Source organism: Bradyrhizobium canariense (assembly GCF_900105125.1).
GTDB classification, from domain to species: Bacteria; Pseudomonadota; Alphaproteobacteria; order Rhizobiales; family Xanthobacteraceae; genus Bradyrhizobium; species Bradyrhizobium canariense_A.
This window is the reverse complement of record NZ_LT629750.1, coordinates 3,115,389-3,133,071: the sequence shown is the minus strand read 5'-3', so window position 1 is coordinate 3,133,071 and position 17,683 is coordinate 3,115,389. Positions and strand designations below refer to the sequence as shown.

General features: G+C 57.9%; 13 protein-coding genes and 1 pseudogene. 4 read left to right on the top strand and 10 right to left on the bottom strand.

The window, feature by feature from the left end; genetic code table 11:
• Positions 1-42 precede the first annotated feature (42 nt).
• Positions 43-837, top strand: a complete 795-nt coding sequence (gene ppk2, locus BLV09_RS14910) for a polyphosphate kinase 2 (protein ID WP_244549094.1) — start codon at positions 43-45, stop codon at positions 835-837.
• A 7-nt stretch (positions 838-844) separates the two neighbouring features.
• On the opposite strand, the gene BLV09_RS14905 is transcribed toward ppk2, so the two are convergent.
• From BLV09_RS14905 to BLV09_RS14885, 4 genes are all read right to left on the bottom strand, one after another.
• Positions 845-2,563 carry a Na/Pi cotransporter family protein gene (locus tag BLV09_RS14905; protein ID WP_146687861.1) on the bottom strand — a complete coding sequence of 573 codons (1,719 nt, stop codon included), beginning with the start codon at positions 2,561-2,563 and terminating at the stop codon, positions 845-847.
• 1,666 nt (positions 2,564-4,229) lie between these two features.
• The gene (locus BLV09_RS14895; protein WP_146687859.1) at positions 4,230-4,454 is read right to left on the bottom strand and encodes a hypothetical protein; all 225 of its coding nucleotides are present in this window, start codon (positions 4,452-4,454) and stop codon (positions 4,230-4,232) included.
• A gap of 141 nt (positions 4,455-4,595) precedes the next feature.
• Positions 4,596-4,805 carry a hypothetical protein gene (locus tag BLV09_RS14890; protein WP_100386668.1) on the bottom strand — a complete coding sequence of 70 codons (210 nt, stop codon included), beginning with the start codon at positions 4,803-4,805 and terminating at the stop codon, positions 4,596-4,598.
• A 396-nt stretch (positions 4,806-5,201) separates the two neighbouring features.
• On the bottom strand, positions 5,202-6,239 hold the full coding sequence (locus tag BLV09_RS14885) for a GMP reductase (RefSeq protein ID WP_146687858.1): 1,038 nt from the start codon (positions 6,237-6,239) through the stop codon (positions 5,202-5,204).
• A gap of 331 nt (positions 6,240-6,570) precedes the next feature.
• Here BLV09_RS14885 and BLV09_RS14880 point away from each other — a divergent pair, with 331 nt between their 5' ends.
• Positions 6,571-6,795 carry a hypothetical protein gene (locus BLV09_RS14880; protein ID WP_146687857.1) on the top strand — a complete coding sequence of 75 codons (225 nt, stop codon included), beginning with the start codon at positions 6,571-6,573 and terminating at the stop codon, positions 6,793-6,795.
• Between the two features lie 753 nt (positions 6,796-7,548).
• Here BLV09_RS14880 and BLV09_RS14875 read toward each other — a convergent pair.
• Positions 7,549-7,992, bottom strand: coding sequence for a tetratricopeptide repeat protein (locus BLV09_RS14875; RefSeq protein WP_283806867.1), 444 nt, complete (start codon positions 7,990-7,992; stop codon positions 7,549-7,551).
• Between the two features lie 374 nt (positions 7,993-8,366).
• Between BLV09_RS14875 and BLV09_RS14870 the strand changes: the two genes are divergently transcribed.
• Positions 8,367-9,476, top strand: a complete 1,110-nt coding sequence (locus tag BLV09_RS14870) for a SphA family protein (RefSeq protein ID WP_146687855.1) — start codon at positions 8,367-8,369, stop codon at positions 9,474-9,476.
• 586 nt (positions 9,477-10,062) lie between these two features.
• On the opposite strand, the gene BLV09_RS14865 is transcribed toward BLV09_RS14870, so the two are convergent.
• The 4 genes from BLV09_RS14865 to BLV09_RS14845 all read right to left on the bottom strand — a co-directional run bounded on the left by BLV09_RS14865 (position 10,063) and on the right by BLV09_RS14845 (position 16,189).
• A complete protein-coding gene (locus tag BLV09_RS14865) occupies positions 10,063-10,662 on the bottom strand; it encodes a hypothetical protein (protein ID WP_146687854.1) in 600 nt (199 codons plus the stop codon).
• A gap of 1,510 nt (positions 10,663-12,172) precedes the next feature.
• Positions 12,173-12,907 carry a ceramidase domain-containing protein gene (locus tag BLV09_RS14855; RefSeq protein WP_146687853.1) on the bottom strand — a complete coding sequence of 245 codons (735 nt, stop codon included), beginning with the start codon at positions 12,905-12,907 and terminating at the stop codon, positions 12,173-12,175.
• A 597-nt stretch (positions 12,908-13,504) separates the two neighbouring features.
• Complete coding sequence (locus BLV09_RS14850; protein ID WP_100386676.1) at positions 13,505-14,050, bottom strand: MarR family winged helix-turn-helix transcriptional regulator; 546 nt, start codon at positions 14,048-14,050, stop codon at positions 13,505-13,507.
• A gap of 546 nt (positions 14,051-14,596) precedes the next feature.
• Positions 14,597-16,189, bottom strand: coding sequence for a porin (locus BLV09_RS14845; protein WP_146687852.1), 1,593 nt, complete (start codon positions 16,187-16,189; stop codon positions 14,597-14,599).
• A 302-nt stretch (positions 16,190-16,491) separates the two neighbouring features.
• On the opposite strand from BLV09_RS14845, the gene BLV09_RS14840 reads away from it, so the two are divergent.
• Positions 16,492-17,043, top strand: a complete 552-nt coding sequence (locus BLV09_RS14840; protein ID WP_100386678.1) for a MarR family winged helix-turn-helix transcriptional regulator — start codon at positions 16,492-16,494, stop codon at positions 17,041-17,043.
• Positions 17,044-17,331: 288 nt separating this feature from the next.
• Here BLV09_RS14840 and BLV09_RS38060 read toward each other — a convergent pair.
• Positions 17,332-17,620, bottom strand: a pseudogene (locus BLV09_RS38060) (hypothetical protein); the annotation flags it as partial.
• Positions 17,621-17,683 lie beyond the last annotated feature (63 nt).

Below are 17,683 nucleotides of genomic sequence, written 5' to 3'. Positions count from 1 at the left end.
TCACGTGTCGCAACGAGCGATTCCGAGCAGCGGAGGAAGCCAATGGATGGACGCGATAAGTCGATGGGGCGGGAGGAGTATAATAAAGCGCTCCGCGCCTTGCAGGTCGAGCTGTGTGCGCTGCAGGATTGGGTCAAAAAAACCGGTCTGCGCGTTGTCGTCGTCTTCGAGGGCCGCGATGCCGCCGGCAAGGGCGGCATCATCAAGGTGATCACCGAGCGCGTCAGCCCGCGCGTATTTCGGGTGGTGGCGCTGCCAGCGCCGTCCGATCGCGACAAGTCTCAGCTATATATGCAACGCTACCTCCGACACTTCCCTGCGGCGGGTGAAATCGTCATTTTCGATCGTAGCTGGTACAACCGGGCCGGTGTCGAATACGTCATGGGCTTCTGTACGAAGGCGCAACATCAGCATTTTCTCAAAGTCTGTCCCGAGTTCGAGATGTATGTCGTCGACGATGGCATCCTGCTCATCAAGTTCTGGCTGGAGGTCAGCGACGAGCAGCAGAAACAGCGTTTCGAAGCTCGCATCACCGATCCGCTGCGCCATTGGAAACTGAGCCCGACCGATCTGTACTCGCGCAGCAAATGGTTCGAGTATTCGCGGGCCCGGGACATTATGTTCGCGGCGACCGATACGAAGTTCGCGCCCTGGTACATCGTACCATCCGATGACAAGCGTCGAGCGCGCCTCAATTGCATCAATCACCTCCTCAGCGCGATTCCATATCCGAAGCTGAAACGAAAAAAAGTGAAGCTCCCCAAGCGATCAACCAAAGGCGCTTACGACGATCAGGCAACGCTGAAGGGCAGGCGGTTTGTGGAATTGAAATACTAGTCGGGCCTCACCGCACCGGTGCGATTGCCGGAAGCCACTCTGGATGGTCTTCCACCAACTGAGCCGCCGAACGCCAGGTGTGATGAGCGATCGCGTCCATGCGCCGCACCGCGTCGACGGAAGCCATTGCCTCGCTTGCTGTCATTGAACCACTGGCGATCGCGCCCAGCGTGGCAACACGGTGATCCTTCTGGAGAGAGTTCAGGTCTTTGGCACACTGTTCCAGGCGAAGGAGGGCTTCTTGAATCGGGGGGGTAGATCCAACGATCGGCGCATCCAACCGCTCGGACGATGACGCCTTTCGCTGCACGTCGTCACTGAGGCGGGAGCCAGGCGCAGCAGCAACATGCGCCGCGATCTCGGCAGCGCACTTTAATGCGTCCGCGCAGAGTTGAGTGGCTCGGACGGCTTCCGCGCCATCGTGTACGGTCCAGGCATCAGTTTCGGTCGCTACCTCGGCCAGGCGCGCCGCATGATCCAACGCATGCATGGTGGCGGTGAGCCTGCGCTGCTCAGCCGGCGATTCCGGTGGCCCGCTCACCTCGGACATGAATTCCTGTGCCTGACTCAGCGCTCCGGCTGCCTCTTGCATCGAAGGCGCTGCCTTGTCGGGCGGCAGAGTTCCCGCGAGAACACCGCCGAGCGATTGGCACACGACACCCAGCGCGCGCGCAGCCGTTCGCCGCACCGCCTCCTCGGTTGCGATCGGAATAGTGAGTGCCGACGGATCGAGGCAACGTGTCAGCGCCAAGTTTCGATCTGGAAGCAGGCGCTCAACAAAACGCGTGAAACTGTTGATGATCGGCAGCAGGACCGCGACCCCGATAACATTGTATGCGGTGTGATACCCGGCCAGCAACGTCACTCCGTCGATCGTGTTTGACGCCCGGACGAGAAGAGGCGTAACGATTGGGAATAATACCAAGGCGATCATCGCAGCGATCAATTTGAACAGGATATATGCGACCGCTAATCTCTTGGCGGTGGCACTCGCACCGATCGCGGCCATTGCTGAACTTGTCGCTGTTCCGATGTTCTGACCGATAATGAGCGCGCATGCCTGATCGAGTCCTACCGCTCCCGCATAGTGAGCAGACAGTGTCAGGGCAATCGAGGCCGTGGAGGATTGCATCACCGCAGTCATCACCAGCCCGACCAGCACCAACGCCAGAACACCAAGCATACCGGACCACCAGGCGGCGCCCGGGGCAGCGAGGACGGTTGGAAGGTCTGCCGGGTTCAACCGTTCGGCCAGCCCGCCCATGCCTTGTTGCAACGTCGTTAGCCCAAACAGCACCAGAGCAAAGCCGGCCAGCGCCGCACCGGCGCCAGCAACTCGCCCGCTGCCTAGCAGCTTAACCAACGCGCCGACAAAGATCATCGGCAGCGCGGCCGCGGTCAGTGAAACGCGAACGCCAATCAGGGCGACTAACCAGCCGGTGCCTGTCGTTCCGATATTCGCGCCAAACACCAGGCCCAGTCCCTGAGGAAAGGTAAGCAGGCCCGCACTTACGAGGCCGATGGTTGTCATCGTCGTCGCACTCGAAGATTGGACGATCAGCGTGGCGATGGCGCCCCAGAAGGCACCGCGGAGTGGGGTAGCCGCAGCCTTGCCCAGCACTGTCCGCAACGCGGAGCCGGCCATCGCCTTGAGCCCGTCGGTCATGACCGTCATGCCAAGCAGAAACAGGCCCACACCGCCCAGGATGGAAATGGCTGTCGACATGAGCGTTTGACCCAGAATCAGGTTTCGAACTCAACAGGTCTGCAAGCACGGTCTGCTTTGCTTCGAAGTAGTTCCGGCGCCGCCATTGGACCGGACCTTCGCCACAGAAGCGGGAATGTCTGAAACGGAATACGATAGGAAGCAGCGGGTCGCAGCCACGTCTGCTTGCTTATACCACAGTCTCCTCGGCGGCGCCGACCCATGCACCGCAGCATTATTGTGATATTGTCACCAGCATGAAGAGGATACTGCTTATCGCCGCTATCTCCTTTGCCGTGCTGGTCGGCGCCGCTGTAGTGCTGAGCCATAATCTGCAGAAGGCTAAGGTTTGCGCGACCAGCAACTGCTGAGATCGATCCCGCTTCAGCTTGCGCCGGCCGACTGGTGGTCCTTGCGATCGGGATTGAACACGCTCCGCAGCGGCCACGCATTCTGGCAGCTTCTCTACCTCCGGCGACAACGGATCTTCCCGCAGGCGGCGGGTATCACTGCCAATGTTAGCGATGTGACGGATGTTTCGTGGCGTCGGTGTTGGCGAGACCGCTGGGGGCGCCGGCATTGCCGCACGTGTTGGCGAGATCGCTGGGGCCGCGTGCGCTGTAGGTGATTTTCAGCACTGTTTTGCGGCGGCGAGTGGTGCAACGAGGCCGCCCTAATCTGGCGGCCTCGGCGTTTGTGTCCTGATTTGATTTATTGCTTAGCGGCTTCGCCAGGCTCTCCCTTGGGTCCGGCCGGGCCCATCGTGCCCGCGGGTCCTGCGGGCCCGGGAGAACCTGCCGGTCCGGGCGGTCCCGCTGGTCCGGGAAGCCCGCAATTTTGTATCACGACTTCTCTCTTGTCCTCCCCCGAGCTAATTTCGACTATGCAAGTGGAGGGGAATTCAGGTCCAATCCAACGAAACCCTCCAGTCGAACTGCTCTCGACTTGCACTGTTTTGTTTGAGCTGATTTTAATATGCACGCTCGGCTCGCGCGGTCGCCTAACTCTTCCTACGATCGTTAACTCGCCGCGCGATATGGCGGCAGTCGTGACAAGTATTTCCGCACGCGCGTTTCCGCCCCATGTGATCAGACAGGTAGTTGTAACAGCTACGACGGTGCGGATAAGCTTTGCGAACATGGCAATCGCCCCCTGCATTCTCTCAGAATAGTAAATTCGATCACTAAAGCCCAATAAGAACAAGAACGCGATTGTGCGCCGATCAACGCCGTACCAGCCCAAAAACGGCGCACCCATCCTCGCTGAGTGAGGGTGGTCATCACCCGAAAGCGGCTTATCGATCGCGCGCCATGGGACCCGCGTTGGATTTGTGTCGACCACTGCTGGTGATCCAGCGTTTCGCAGAGTGAAGGGCGCTCAGGGCTTACACCCGGAGCGGTATTTAGTTCGTGTCAGATCTCATCGGCTCACTAAGTCGTCGCGATCGGTAGCGAGCCGGAACAACAAGACGGGCCGCCCTCGCGTGGGCTTAGCCGTTGCGCGTCCGTCTCTGGACAGATCGATCATGAGCGTCGGCAGCGAGCAACGATAGGCCGGCGAGCACGATCAGAGCCCATGCAGCAACGCCTGTATACCAAAAGAAGGCTGTCATATGGCAACTCCCCTCGTAGCGAGTCGAGCGTACACCCGTTAGGGCGGTTTTCCAGCCCTGTATGCTTGGGATGGGTCATGGCTTGCGCAGCCTTCTACAGAAAAAGTCAATTGCCACCAGCGTAGCGATGACAATTGCGATGATGACTGCGCCGACTACCGCTGGGATGCGAATTTCCAGCCGCGACAGCCCAAAATTGTAATGAGCGATATATCCGAGCATTGCAGCGGCCATGGGCGCTGTAAAACACGTCACTGCGATCATGAACGCGAACGCGTCTACCTGGCGTCGATCCATCATTTGCCTCTCTTTCGACGAGATCAACCCACCGCGCCATCGGATCGCTGCGCTCCTTGACCGTCAGTTTGGGCGCGGTGCGGGTTCTCGGAGATCATGTGCAAGATCGCTGTGGCGCCATACCGGCTGCCGAAAGATGGTCGACTAGCTTGTGTTGCGGCGGATGATCTTCAGCGCCAGCAGCGCCATGCCCCAGATGAGCGCCACAATCCCCGCTCCCGTTATTCCGGCTGAGAATCCCGTGGTACGATATTCGAGACCGACGGCGATGCCGATGATGCCGAAAAGGATCAGCACGACGCCCCCGAGCTTCTTTGCTAAAAGCAGCACGCCGTCAGCAGTGTTCGCGGCCATGATAAACCTCCTGCACAGGTGGCTGTTCAGGTTAACCGCGCCATGAGCGCCGGCAAGTCGGTATTTACCCTCGCTTGCGTGGCTCTCACGGAGCCGTGAAGAGATTTTTCGATGGCATGCTGACAAGTCTCTGAGAGGCGAGCGCAAGCGAACCGTCGATGAAGTGTCGAAAGCGGATTAGGTGATGTCAAAGCCGAGGGTTGACCCTACCTCCGGGATCAGTTCGGTGGATGTCCTGATACCGACCGAGCGACATCCGGCATGTAGATGGCGCGAAGCTCAACCAGGCTCTTGTAAGGAACGTGAGAACCGAGCTGGCGATGCCAAGGGAAAAGGCCCAACGGCCCCGCGAGTTTATGCTCGTTTTTTGTTAGAAATCGAAGGTCCATGTGACTATCAGCCGTAGACTGTATTGCGTTGAGCATTGACCATTATGAACGTGGTCCTTTTCGTAACTTCCTTCAAATGTTCCGCCCCTATGTAGGTCATGGCAGACCTTAGACCGCCGGAGATCGCGTTGATCGTATCCTTGACCTCTCCTTTATAGGGGACGGTCACGGTCTTCCCTTCGGCCGCCCGATACTCGGCGACGCCGCCATGATGCTTGTTCATCGCTGTTTCCGATGACATCCCATAGAAAACCATTTTTTGAACCTGTCTGCCGTCGACGCTTTCGTGGACGATCTCGCCTGCGCATTCGGCGTGCCCCGCGAGCATACTGCCAAGCATCACGAAGTCGGCGCCGCCGCCAATTGCTTTCACGATGTCGCCAGGAACAACGCAGCCGCCGTCCGAGCACACATGGCCTTTCAGCCCGTGGGCGGCGTCCGCACATTCGATCACGGCTGAAAGCTGCGGGAAACCGACGCCGGTGAGGTCACGTGTGGTACACACGGATCCCGAGCCGATGCCGACCCTGATGATGTCCGCTCCGGCGATGATCAACGCCTCAGTCATTTCGGCGGTGACGACAGTACCTGCCATGATGATGGCCTGGGGATTCTCGTCGCGCAATTTGACCACGGCGTCGAGGAACTGTTGAGTATATCCGTTGGCTACGTCGATGTTTATCATTGGTACCGCAACTTGGCGTTTGACCTGCACCAACTTCTGCCAGTCATCCGAAGATGTGCCGATCGTAAAAAAGGCATATCGGGAGGCTTCTGATCCAAAAAACTCAATCAGATCTGACGCCGAATAATATTTGTGAAGAGCGACGAGCGCTTGAGACTGGGACAAGCTTGCCGCCATTTGGAAGGTGCCAATCGTGTCCATATTGGATGCGATCAGTGGAAGCCCCGTCCAGCCCGTCGTTGCGTGTCGGAAACGGAATGTTCTTGTGATTTGTGCTTCGGACCTTGAGGTCAGAACTGATCTCTTCGGCCTGATCAGTACGTCACGGAAATCCAGTTTTAAGTCAGTTTCAATATGCATGGCGGTCCCATGAATTCTCGGGGCGGCTTATGCCCGGTGCTCACCAAATGGTCGCTTGGCAGTTCGCGTACTGGATATAGTCTGGCACGGCGGAGGCAACTTTGGGCGTCAAAAATTGCCAAACATCCCTAAGAATCTAATGTATCGGGCAAGGCCCTCGCACCTCACGGGGTCCCTTCAAAAAGGGGCTCGACGATAGATCTTCCCGAACAGCCGGGTTGCCGCCGACTTCGACCATATCGCGATCTAAAAGCGCTGCTTGGAGCCGGCATCCGGAACCGTCTGCGCCGGGCCGCATTGTCCTTTGGAATAGCGCATCGGAGGACACCCCATGAAGTGGATTTTTTCGACGGCTTGCCTAGCCGCCATCTCAGTTGCGTCGGTCTCCGGCGCCGATGCCAAGGGATGCATCAAAGGAGCTGTCGTCGGCGGCATCGCCGGCCACATGGCTGGTCACGGAAAGCTCGGTGCTGCAGCGGGCTGCGTGATCGGCCATCACGAAGCCAACAAACCCGATCCCAACAACGCCAACGCCCAGGCACCGGCCCAAAAGTGAACTGCCGATCCGCCTCGAAGCGTAATGCGGATTTCCAGGACGGTTGGCATCGAACTCGGTGCCGCACTCGGCAGAGCTTCAAAACGATTCGATCGCCAGGCGGATGCTATTTGGGCTCTGTCTTGCGTACCGTCCTTCCTCGGCTCGCGCCCCACGGGTGGTACCCTGGCGAACGAAAGCCGTATCCGTTCTGGCCGGACTCCTGTTTACCGGTGTCGGCGCATTGGAATGATGGCGCGGAAGAACAGTTCGCAATCTCTCGCAAACGAATGATGCTGCCGTGTCGCTGCGCCATCCGGGCCCCGACTCATCAGCCTGAAGACGGTTGGGACCTGCTTTCACCTACCGCCGGCGCCTGTGGGAATCATGGGTCCATAGTAGGCACCCCAGTGGCCCCACACATCGCGGCTCCCGTACCCACTGAAATTGCCGTTCGGATTGCCATATCTCGGATGCAAGACGACTGACGGCGTAGCATCGCTATGCATGGGATGGGTCCTGACGTTCGACTTGTGACGAACCGTGTGGGCAAATGCACAGGTGCTGGAGAGCGCGAACGCAGAGGCTAGTGCCATTGCCGTAAGTTTCATGGTTGTCTCCATTGTTGTTTAGATAAGAGACAACCGCACCATCACCAGTAAAACCTTTGTCAGCTGCGGACGTGGCCGACGGTGCTATAGTGTTTCCAGGAGGAGCTGACCGCGCGGCGTTGTACGGTTGCAAGTTGGGGGGCAGGCCGCAGAGCACGCTCCTTTAATGACGAGTTGACTGCGTAGCTGGTTTCCAGTCGCGTGCGAGCTTCTGCGCTTCGGCTATCTGAGCAGGCGTCATCCTCGGTTCGGCCATTTCTAAAGTCTTCACCGCTCTTTGCTCACCCTGTGCCGCCGCTAGACTGAACCACATGTGGGCACGAACATAGTCCTGCGGTACGCCTTTGCCGTTTGCGTATTGGTTCCCGAGTAGAAACTCGGCGACGGCGTCGCCTTGGTCTGCAGCCTTCCGAAACCACAGTACTGCCTCGGTATCGTCCTGCGTCAGGCCTCGGCCGTGGAGATACAGGGTCCCGAGATCGTAGCCTTGCTCCGCAGCTTTCCGAAACCATAATGCGGCAGCAGCACTGTCCTGCTGCACGACCTGACCAGTTATATACATTAACGCAAGATTGAACTGGGCTGTGGCGTCACCGTCATTGGTCAGCGGACGAATAAGACGCAGGGCCTTTGTGTAGTCGCCTCTGGATTCGCATCAACTGCATCCTCGAACGTGCCTGCGGCCACAGGTGCGGCAAAGGCAGACACGAGAACGATGGCGGCGATCGCGCGCTTGAGTTGCATGGTCTGGCACCTTTGCTCTTAGTTATGCTCGATCACTAACATGCCATCGTGACATGGTAGCTCGATGAGACCAGACCCCCATGTCCCTGCTGTAGCGTCTGTTGCTGTTTGGTCGCAGCATTCATCTTTCTTGTGGCAATTGAACCCTTGCGGAATTTAGATGGTGAGCCCCGCCTGCTCCAAGGTTATCATGTCGTTGAGTTATATTCGGGAGGTGACACACTTACGGGGCACAACATGACAGCGAGAATTGCGCGAGCCGCAGCGAAAAGCGGGCGGTCGATCTCAGCAAATCGACGCAGGCTTGGCGTTGCTGTAATCGTCTTGGCGTCCGTGATCACGTTTTTTTCCCAGTGTGCGTTGGCCGATGAAAGCGGCGTCAGTTTCTGGGTCCCCGGTTTCTTTGGAAGTCTCGCAGCCGCTCCCCAGCAACCGGGTTGGTCGTTGGCTAACGTCTATTATCATACCTCGGTGTCGGCAGGTGGCGACGTTGCCTTGGCTCGAGAAATTCAAATTGGACAGGTTCCGGCCAATTTGTCGGCTCGTCTGAACGCGAGCGTAAATGCTACCGGAGATCTTGGATTTGTCATTCCGACCTATGTGTTCGCAACGCCGGTGCTTGGAGGCCAGGCATCGGTTTCCCTTGTGAGTGCCTACGGTGTCGTCAGCACCAGTCTGGCAGGCCAATTGGCGGGAAGTCTAACAGGACCGGGCGGCGGTAGCATCCCGTTCATGCGAAATGACAGCTTCAGCGATACGACGTGGGGTTTTGGCGATCTGGTCCCGCAATTCGCGTTGCGTTGGAATGCTGGCGTTAACAACTACATGGCCTACATCACCGGCGACATACCTGTTGGAGCCTACCAATCCGACCGCTTGTCGAATTTAGGTATCGGGCACGGTGCTATCGACGCAGGCGGTGGCTACACTTATTTCAATCCGGAGACCGGCCACGAGTTCTCAGGTGTTCTGGGGTTTACCTATAATTTCATCAATCCCTCAACACAGTATCAGAGTGGCGTCGACCTGCACTTCGATTGGGGCGCGTCGCAATTCCTGACCAAGCAGGTTCAGGTTGGTCTGGTAGGCTACGCGTACCAAGAAATCGGCTGCGACAGCGGCTCGGGCGACCGCGTCGGTTGCTTCCAATCGCGGGTGTTCGGCATCGGGCCGCAATTTGGCTACGTCTTCCCCCTTAGCCAGACCCTTCAAGGTTACATCAATCTCAAGGGCTACGCGGAATTTGCCGCCTCGGATCGGCCCTCTGGCTGGAACACATGGCTGACATTTGTCGTCTCACCCGCAGCGGCACCTCCTCCCGCCACGAGCCGGATGGTTACGAAATAACAGCGGAGCGAGGGCTCGGATAATCGGCGGCCACACTGTGGGCCGATCATCGTGGTTCGGCCGGATATTGGCTCCGGTCGGGGGGGGGGTGGTCTTTCACGGGGCCAAGCGAGTGCGCGCTCCACTTACTGAAATGGCTTCTGCGTCATCCGCACAAACCAGCGGACCCTCCGCGGATTGATAGGCAGCCTGTAGGCCTGTGGCACAAGTGTGAAACGCAGCCGAGCGGAAATGATATCTGCCGCCGTAAAACCTATTGTCCGTTCCGCGCGGTAGATGAGCTCCGCTCCAGAACGCATCGAAGTGCATGTCCATGTCGGCGTGCGGAGCTAAGTACTTACGTCACCTTCGCCGCACTTCGGCCAATAAGCCGGAGGGCGTGTTCGAGGCGGCGCGTTGTTCAGGTCTGTTCGACTTGTGATCGCGCATCGTGGCCATGCAGATTTCCCCGTATTCGAATTGGCGCGCCGCGGCGCATTAGCTCCATCGCCTCAGTGTCACGCCCCGTCCATGGCCAAACCCTATCACTTTGCGACCACGCGGATCGGCCGTGTGGCCGATCGCCTCGCTGAGATCTATCGCGTCGTCACATCGGCGGCTTCACGCCCTCAGCGCCGATCACGACCGCGGCGGCTTCCGGGCCGTCCTTCTTCATAACGACGAAGACCTTGCGTCCAACGGCCAGTTGATCGGCCGGCGCCTTGTCAAAGGCGACGACCGTCGCGCTCGTCGGGATTGTGATTGTCTGTTCACCGCGGGAGTAATTCAGCCTGACAACATGGTCCGTTCCAACCTCTTCGATCTTGGCGATATTGGCGTTGGTCATCATGTTCGGCTTGGATTCAAGATCCCAGGGATAATGCCCCTCGGCCAGACCGCGCAGCGATTCATCAAACACATGAACTTCGCGTGCGACGCGCTTGCCGTCCTGCTCGATAGAGGTAATGCCGACGAACTTGCCGGCTTGGATGGCGCTCATGTCGGCCGTGGTCACCAGGAAAAGGCCTGCGTCGTTGGCAAGCTTGATCGATTCCGTTCCGCCCTTATCGGTCTGGACGCTGATCGTTCCGTCCTTCGCCGCGGTCAGCGTGCCGCGGATATGCGCCTGCGCGAAGGCTGGCGCGGAAAGCAGCACACCAACAAGAACCGTTGTGGCTGCAACCGGTACCCAAAGAGCTCGAGACATGAGCATCTGATTTCACTCCCTTTGGCGCTCGGCAAACAAGGTAAGCCTACCCCAACGATCAGAATGCGAGCAATTGTCGCAACCTAATCTGGTCACTTTGAAGACGTCGCGGCCGGAGAGAAGGAACTTTGGAGGTCGCTGACGTCCGAGAGGGGCAATCGTGTCGTTTCCACCGTGCGCTGTCCGTTTCCGGAGGGATCAACAGACCCGGCTCCGACAACGATCTGAGGTCCGAGTCTGACCCAAAGCTGTGATCGTTGCGGCGGGACTTACTCGTACGAAATAGCTAAGGCAGAGGCGACGCAGGTGCTCGCGTTGCCCGCGAACATCAGCGCAAGCGATAAGTACTGGCCGTCAGAAGGCTGCCTTTGTACACTTTTGCGAAGTGGGGGCCGACACCGAGTTTGTCTGATTGTTGGGGTAGACCGGAAGCGATCCGCCGGCCGTCACAACGGCGCTTTTCGTGGGACTTAGCACAAGCGGCACGCTCCCCAGGATCCGCAGCAACCCGCGCAAGCCACGCAGCCCGCGCAGGCACCGAACCAGAAGCCACCAACCCCGCAGCCGCCGCAACCACGGCAGCCGCCGCAACCTCGGCAGCCAACAAACCCGCCACCGCCGCAACCACGGAAGCCGCCGCACCCGCCACCACCCCGGCAGCCGCCGCACCCGCCGCCACCTCGACAACCGCAACCACCGCATCCGCGCGCAAGCTGCACGCCGCTGCCAACGTTTTCCCTATCGAAGAGATGGAACGTGGCGAGACTGACGTCGGCCATTTCCTCTTCGCTAAGAACGAAGCGCTGATTGGGCGAGGTATTGCCAGATTGCGGGATACCGGCAGTGGGCATCGTGGATGCGGATGCACTACTCACCAGCGAAAAACTCAGTCCGGCGGCACCCAGCACCTTCACGGCGGCGGCTTTAGTTGTGCGTTTCTGCTTCGAAGCTTGCTTGACCCGTCGCATGGTCGCATCCTCCGTAAGTTCTTGTGAAATCGCTTGCCAAGCGTGCACTCGGCGAAACCGGCGCGCAAGGGTTACCTTTGCTATAAAATGCGAAACATCTCATCGAGTTCCATTCATCTTCATGAACGAGATCGACACGTAACCGCTTTTGGTTGAGCAAAATCCCGCCATCTGCGTCAGCAGCATGGACCTGTATGTCCGGTAATGTACGAAACCGAACTGCCGACCGACGCTGAAGAATGTCCATTGGTCGGCGCAGACCGGAATGGTCCGAGAGTCGTCATATCGACGCGAATGACCCGAGTCGGACACGAAGGAACGGACGGTCGCCGAGATTACCTAGACCATGCTGGCCTTCGGCGGCCGCAACTTTGGCGAGATCGGCGCCTATGAGCGCGCGATCGGCAAAGCGCATGGCGAAAATCGATCCGCAGTCGGATTCCAATTCTATGATCCAGGATATCGCCCTCGCACCGAAGAAACGCCAAGGGGATGGTTGAGTGGACCAAACTAACATCAGATGGACCACACCGGCCGAGAAACTATGGTGCGATCGGTCGGCGGGTCTGTAAAAGTCTCAGGATTGCAAGGCTGGCGGCCGCCGCGGCGAGGTGCTTGAGCGTATGCCCGCTCACAATTGAGCCGAGCGAGTAGATTTTCTCGTCAAGGAATTCCAGCAATTTGGCGAGCGCATACAACGCCGCGGCGATCACCCAATAGCGCGTGCCGGTATATTTCGGTGGAAACAGCCGCAGGATCACGACCAAGGCGAGAAAAGGAAAGAACTGCGCCCAAGCATAAAGCCGCAAATCGTCGGTCCAACGCCATAGCAAAAGGCTGAAAATGCCGATGGCCAGCAGCGGCCGCAACATCATCGCGCCCGCTTTCGCATCGACGCGCTCCTCGACGACGGCGGAAAGGATGGCGGCGAAACAAATGGTCATGGGTAGCCGATCCCAAAACAGGGTGCTGTCGTTCGGATTTAGATGATAGTAGGACGAGCCAAAGCCAGTCAAAAATATTCCGGCAAAAAGCACCGTAGTCGTCGTGTCGCGATGAAATCGCAGCAAACCGACTGCACCTACGGCGACGAATGGAAGATTTGAAACAACATTCCAGAAGTTCGGGATACCGAACAATTCGCGCTGGTCGGCGAACTGATGGTAGGCCTGATCCTGCAAAAGCGGCGGAAGCGGCAGCAATGCCACGAGCGAGGCAATCATCAATCCGTACAGAGCCGGGACGGGACGGGTTCGGACGATGCTTCCGATGGTCATTTAATAGTTTGCCCTTCCAAGGATCGCGCCTTCGAAACGAACGGACCGCACGAGATCTTCGCGGATCCGCCATATCGATCGAGGCCAGGGACTCAAAGTTATCCTAGACGGACATGACCGAACCCAGATCTACCCGAGCGCTCTTAACAAGAGAAGTCTGGTCGGTTTACCTTTCCGGCCGTTCTGTCCGTCGTAACATAGCACACGCCTTGGTGCCCTTGCGGCCGGCGACGCCAGCCTGCGTTCGCTGGTTCAAATAGCCGGAGAAACAATAAGTTCGTTCCGCAGATTTCTCTCCAGACCCTTCGGCTGGCTGATCGCGGTCGCCGGCTTTTTGTGCCTGACCGTGCCTCTCGCCTGGGCCACCCTGGTGATCTACTATTCGAATTTGCCGTGGGCCGGCGTGCGCATTGGGTTGGCGGCCGCCTTCGCGGCGCTCGCAATCCGGGCGCCCTGGTTCTCTCGCCAACGTCGCATGTCTGCGTTGGCAGTCGTGCTGTTTTTCGGAGTCGTAGCTTGGTATATCTCGATCCGTCCCTCGCACAATCGCAACTCGCGACCGGAAGTCGCCGTCATACGGGAGGAATCGCTCGGAGCTTAGATATCAGCGACCAGCTTGATGGCGGCTTTCTCGAGTTTCGTCTTAAGCGACGCGAGCCGGTCTAGAAAATCCCTAAGCGCCGGAGCATCGAGGTCTGCAAAGATGAATTTGGCTAGTAATTCCTGCTTTGCGGAAAGATCCGAAATTTGTTTGCGAGCTTTAGCGGACAGGGACAACAGGACCACCCTGGCGTCATCCCTGGAAGGAATACGTCGAACGAGACCTTCATTTTCGAGAAGCTTCGACTGAACGGTGATGAAGGATCGATCGACATGAAGTTTGGTCGATACGTCCTTCACGGGGACCCCTTGACCGCGATCGAGATCGCTCAGCGCCATCAGGATCATCCATTGAGGACTACTAAGATTCAGGCTTTTGGCCCAGAAGCTTTGGATTTCGTCGACATGGATGTTGGTAGAAATGATGTCCCAAAGAAACTGCCGGCCTACATCCTTATTCCAGGATGTTTCTCGCAAAGAGGGCGCCTTTCGATCGGCGGCGAGAACCCCATAGCCTTCGGAAACCTTCCATTGCTTCGTCATGCTCGACCCTTTTACCACCGTAGCAGTTATTTCAATTGGGTTGCCGCGCGGAAAACTTAGAGCGGCACTTTCTTGAGGGCGAACTCACCAGCTTTCGCAGATCGCGATTTTCTCCAACTTCGAATGACACGCGCCGTGTGATGTAGGCGAAAGACCTCCGGCAGGGCATTGCCGGAGGTCCGGAGGTATTAAACATGAAGAGTGTGTGTCTGCTCCTTATCGCGGATGGGCCGCCAACCATTTGGTCAGCCACACGCGAACAACATACCTTAAAATTAGCCTGAGCAAAATACATTATTTGATAATATAAGTGAGTAGGTCAATTGTGTGACCATGGCTCGCGCGCCCGATCTTTGAGTGCGTCTGACTTGTGACGGGGACCGGGCGGTTGACGAACGTCAGTGACTTGTTCGGTTGTGGCTCATCCCACGATCGCCCGAACAAGGTGGTTGTTCCCATCCTCCGCCGGGCTTGAGGTCTTTGGACAGAAAAACCCCCGGCAGTTTCCTGCCGGGGGTTTTTTAGAGCGTTGTCAGATGATCGCGATCAGAAGTTGCGCTGAACGCGAACGTTGAGGGACACGGTGTCCTGGTTGGCGAAGCTCCAGGTCTGAGCCGGCTGAGGAGCACCCGGCGTGAAGAAGGCACTTCCCGAGAAGCTGGTATTCAGATGGGTCCAGATGGCTTCCGCCGAGAACGTGAAGTTATTGACAGGGGTCCAGCGGGTAACGACACCCAGCATCGAGATGCTGTAGTTCGGATTGCAGCTATAAGTTATACCTTGGCCTGGGACCACTGCGCCGAAGTCCGCACATATATTGGCCCGTGCAGTGTCGTCGTACCGCACCCAGCCCATGCCGCCGAACAAGCTGCTCGACCAATATGGATCCCAGTTGTGGTTGAAGGCACCACGGATACCGTAGGACTCGGTCAGGTGGATCGAGCCATCGCCGCCGTTAGCCGTCGGAAGCCAGACACCATCCGTGGTCGCGCCAAAGGCGAGGCTGTTGGCGGGTCCAAACTGGCCGGGAACACCACCTAGCATCAGGAAGTTCGGCGAACTACCCGAGGTGGCGATCACGTTCTTGGTGTCACCCTTGGCCCAGCTCGCATCGAACTTGATGTCATCGCCGGCACCGGTCGGGATGTTCTTGATCTGCAACGCTGCCATCACCGAGCCGCCGTACTTCGTTTCAGGATGACCCGAAAGAACGGAGTCTGTCAGAGGAGTCAGGCCTGTCACAGGAACGCCGCCCGCACCCAGCACGTTGTACGAACCATTGACCGCATGCAATGCGCCCGACAGCTGGAACAGCCCCCAGGCCTGATCGACCCGGACGTTTCCGACAACGTCCGGCATAAACGCTCCGCCCCAAGCGCTGGTCCCCAAGCCATTGGTGCCTGCGGCCGGTGTGCCAAAGGGAATCGAGAGATTGATGAGGCTGGTGCGGTTGAACACGGTCGGATCATCGAGACCAACGCTGGCTGACACGCCGTTGCCGAACTGCGCGGTGTACTGGATATTGTTCACGCCGGTGACGGAGTCATTACCACCGATCAGGAACGACGAGTTGTTGCCCGGATAACCGTTCCAGGGCGTTGCGTAGGCCGAAGACGACTTACCGAAGGTGAACCCAGCGAACTGGATGAACACGTATTCAACGGCGACATAGCCACCGCCCACGCTCGACAGCGTGGCATTATTCAAGCCACCCAGAACAGTAGGCGCCGCACTGATGGCTGCCGGGTTGGCAGTGCCGAAGTTCTGGAACTGGAAGTCGCCCTGAGCGAAGGTGCGGACCACGCCGTATTCGGACGCAGTGCGGGTATCGACCGTCAACGCCATACGAGAACGGCTTTGAAATCGGTCGTAGAACCGGTTGCCCTGGCCGGAGTCGCCGCTGTAGGCCGGTGCATCGTAAACGGTACTGCCGTTGAACGTGGTGTCAATGCGCAGATAGCCGCCAATCTTGATGCAGGTATCAGTGCCCGGAATGTAGTAGAATCCGGCACCATACAGGGAGCAGATCCGCACGTATTCGACCGCTTTGGCCTTTACGGGAAGATCGGCCGCCTGTGCCCCGCTCATGGCGACAAGACCCGTCGCTGAGCCGAGGATAAGGCTCTTAACCACTTTCATATTAAACCTCCAAGTTGCTCTGTAGGGTCTGGATCCGCGGGATATCAGCGCCCTTTTCCCCAAAACCGCCGTAGGCGCCTTTGCCCCCTCGCTTCCGTAAGAAGTGGAAGAGATCGTTTTCGGCGGAACGCCCGATCAGCGTCGAACGGAACAATGCATTCCTAAACTATCTTTTCAAAATACTTTATCTAATGAAATAAATGAATGTAGGGACGTGTGGTCTTTTTGCCACAGCCGAGAAGCGGGACTTGCTGCACTTAATTAATTGATCTAGTTAAGTGAATCGAGAATTCGAGGCGACAATGACCGAGCGGACACGTTCCCTGCGGGCCGCAGGGGAAACTTGGGACGAAAAGCCCAATCCCACAGGCGAGGCCGGCAACAATGGCAAGAATCAGGACGTCATTCGGGAATTTCTCTGGGACCTCACCTCGATAAGCGTTCATCTCAATGATATCCGTCAGTTCTGGGCCAAAGCCTTGGGAATCAGCGGGCCTCAGTGGATGATCCTGATGGCGGTGGCCGATTTGGATCGCGGCAAAGGTGTTCCGGTGAAGGACGTTTCAACGCTGCTTCATGTCGGCCAGCCGTTCGTGACCACGCAGTCTAAGCTCTTGGAAAAAGGAGGGCTCCTCCGGCGGACTTCGTCCAAGGACGATGGCAGAGTGGTGCTGATGTCCTTGTCGGAAAAAGCGTCTCGGCAGATTCGCGACTTGTCCTCTAAACAAGCACTGCTGACCAGGTTCCTTTTCTCGGAGCTTGAGTCTGGCGAGCTGAAGGATCTCGCAGACACGATTTCTTCTCTCAAAAAAAGGCTGGAGAAGGCGGGCCGAAGGCTGGCCGCCGATATCTAACTTATCATCGTCATCGGCCGAGTTTCTCCTGACCGTTTCCTTAAAGGGGCGTTTCAGAAAAGCCTTGTGTGGGCCGCATGATCTCCTGCATTCTTAAGACGAATTCTGGTGCCCGTCGAACTTGACGCGCGGTGATCGAGTATCAGATTGCTCCCGCCATTGGCGTATCGAGTGATCAATCGAACCCTTTTGATGCGAACAGCTACGATTTGTAGCCGCAGCTTGCCGAGGCGCAACAAAACCTCACCACGGAAACCAGAGGTACGTCGAGATGGACCTAGGTCCTGCTCACCTCTGTTTGTAAGACGCAACGACAGAACCGAAATATTCGCGCGCGCGCCGGTACCGTGATTCCCAATTGTTTGAGATGGATTTCCGTTCGGCATCGGTGTGATGCACGATACCCATGAAGCGCGCGCCGTCGCCCCCCGCGGTATACTGCAACATCTGCAGGTCACCGTCCGAATTGCCGAACGCGAAGATTGGCCTTTCGTCCGATAAACCGGTTGATGCCGACCGGCTTGCCGGGACCGTCGTCGACGAACTCAACCTTCGGAAGCTTGAGCAGCGACGGCCTCCGCGATGATCGCGTGTTGTGGGCCGAACCCTCGATTTGCGTACGACGGCAGCCGCGCGGCCG

What these genes read in the sequence shown, in the direction of transcription:
- ppk2 (WP_244549094.1), top strand. Translation starts at nt 43, where the DNA reads ATGGATGGACGCGATAAGTCGATGGGGCGGGAGGAGTATAATAAAGCG.
- BLV09_RS14905 (WP_146687861.1), bottom strand. Translation starts at nt 2,563, where the DNA reads ATGTCGACAGCCATTTCCATCCTGGGCGGTGTGGGCCTGTTTCTGCTT.
- BLV09_RS14895 (WP_146687859.1), bottom strand. Translation starts at nt 4,454, where the DNA reads ATGATGGATCGACGCCAGGTAGACGCGTTCGCGTTCATGATCGCAGTG.
- BLV09_RS14890 (WP_100386668.1), bottom strand. Translation starts at nt 4,805, where the DNA reads ATGGCCGCGAACACTGCTGACGGCGTGCTGCTTTTAGCAAAGAAGCTC.
- BLV09_RS14885 (WP_146687858.1), bottom strand. Translation starts at nt 6,239, where the DNA reads ATGCATATTGAAACTGACTTAAAACTGGATTTCCGTGACGTACTGATC.
- BLV09_RS14880 (WP_146687857.1), top strand. Translation starts at nt 6,571, where the DNA reads ATGAAGTGGATTTTTTCGACGGCTTGCCTAGCCGCCATCTCAGTTGCG.
- BLV09_RS14870 (WP_146687855.1), top strand. Translation starts at nt 8,367, where the DNA reads ATGACAGCGAGAATTGCGCGAGCCGCAGCGAAAAGCGGGCGGTCGATC.
- BLV09_RS14865 (WP_146687854.1), bottom strand. Translation starts at nt 10,662, where the DNA reads ATGTCTCGAGCTCTTTGGGTACCGGTTGCAGCCACAACGGTTCTTGTT.
- BLV09_RS14855 (WP_146687853.1), bottom strand. Translation starts at nt 12,907, where the DNA reads ATGACCATCGGAAGCATCGTCCGAACCCGTCCCGTCCCGGCTCTGTAC.
- BLV09_RS14850 (WP_100386676.1), bottom strand. Translation starts at nt 14,050, where the DNA reads ATGACGAAGCAATGGAAGGTTTCCGAAGGCTATGGGGTTCTCGCCGCC.
- BLV09_RS14845 (WP_146687852.1), bottom strand. Translation starts at nt 16,189, where the DNA reads ATGAAAGTGGTTAAGAGCCTTATCCTCGGCTCAGCGACGGGTCTTGTC.
- BLV09_RS14840 (WP_100386678.1), top strand. Translation starts at nt 16,492, where the DNA reads ATGACCGAGCGGACACGTTCCCTGCGGGCCGCAGGGGAAACTTGGGAC.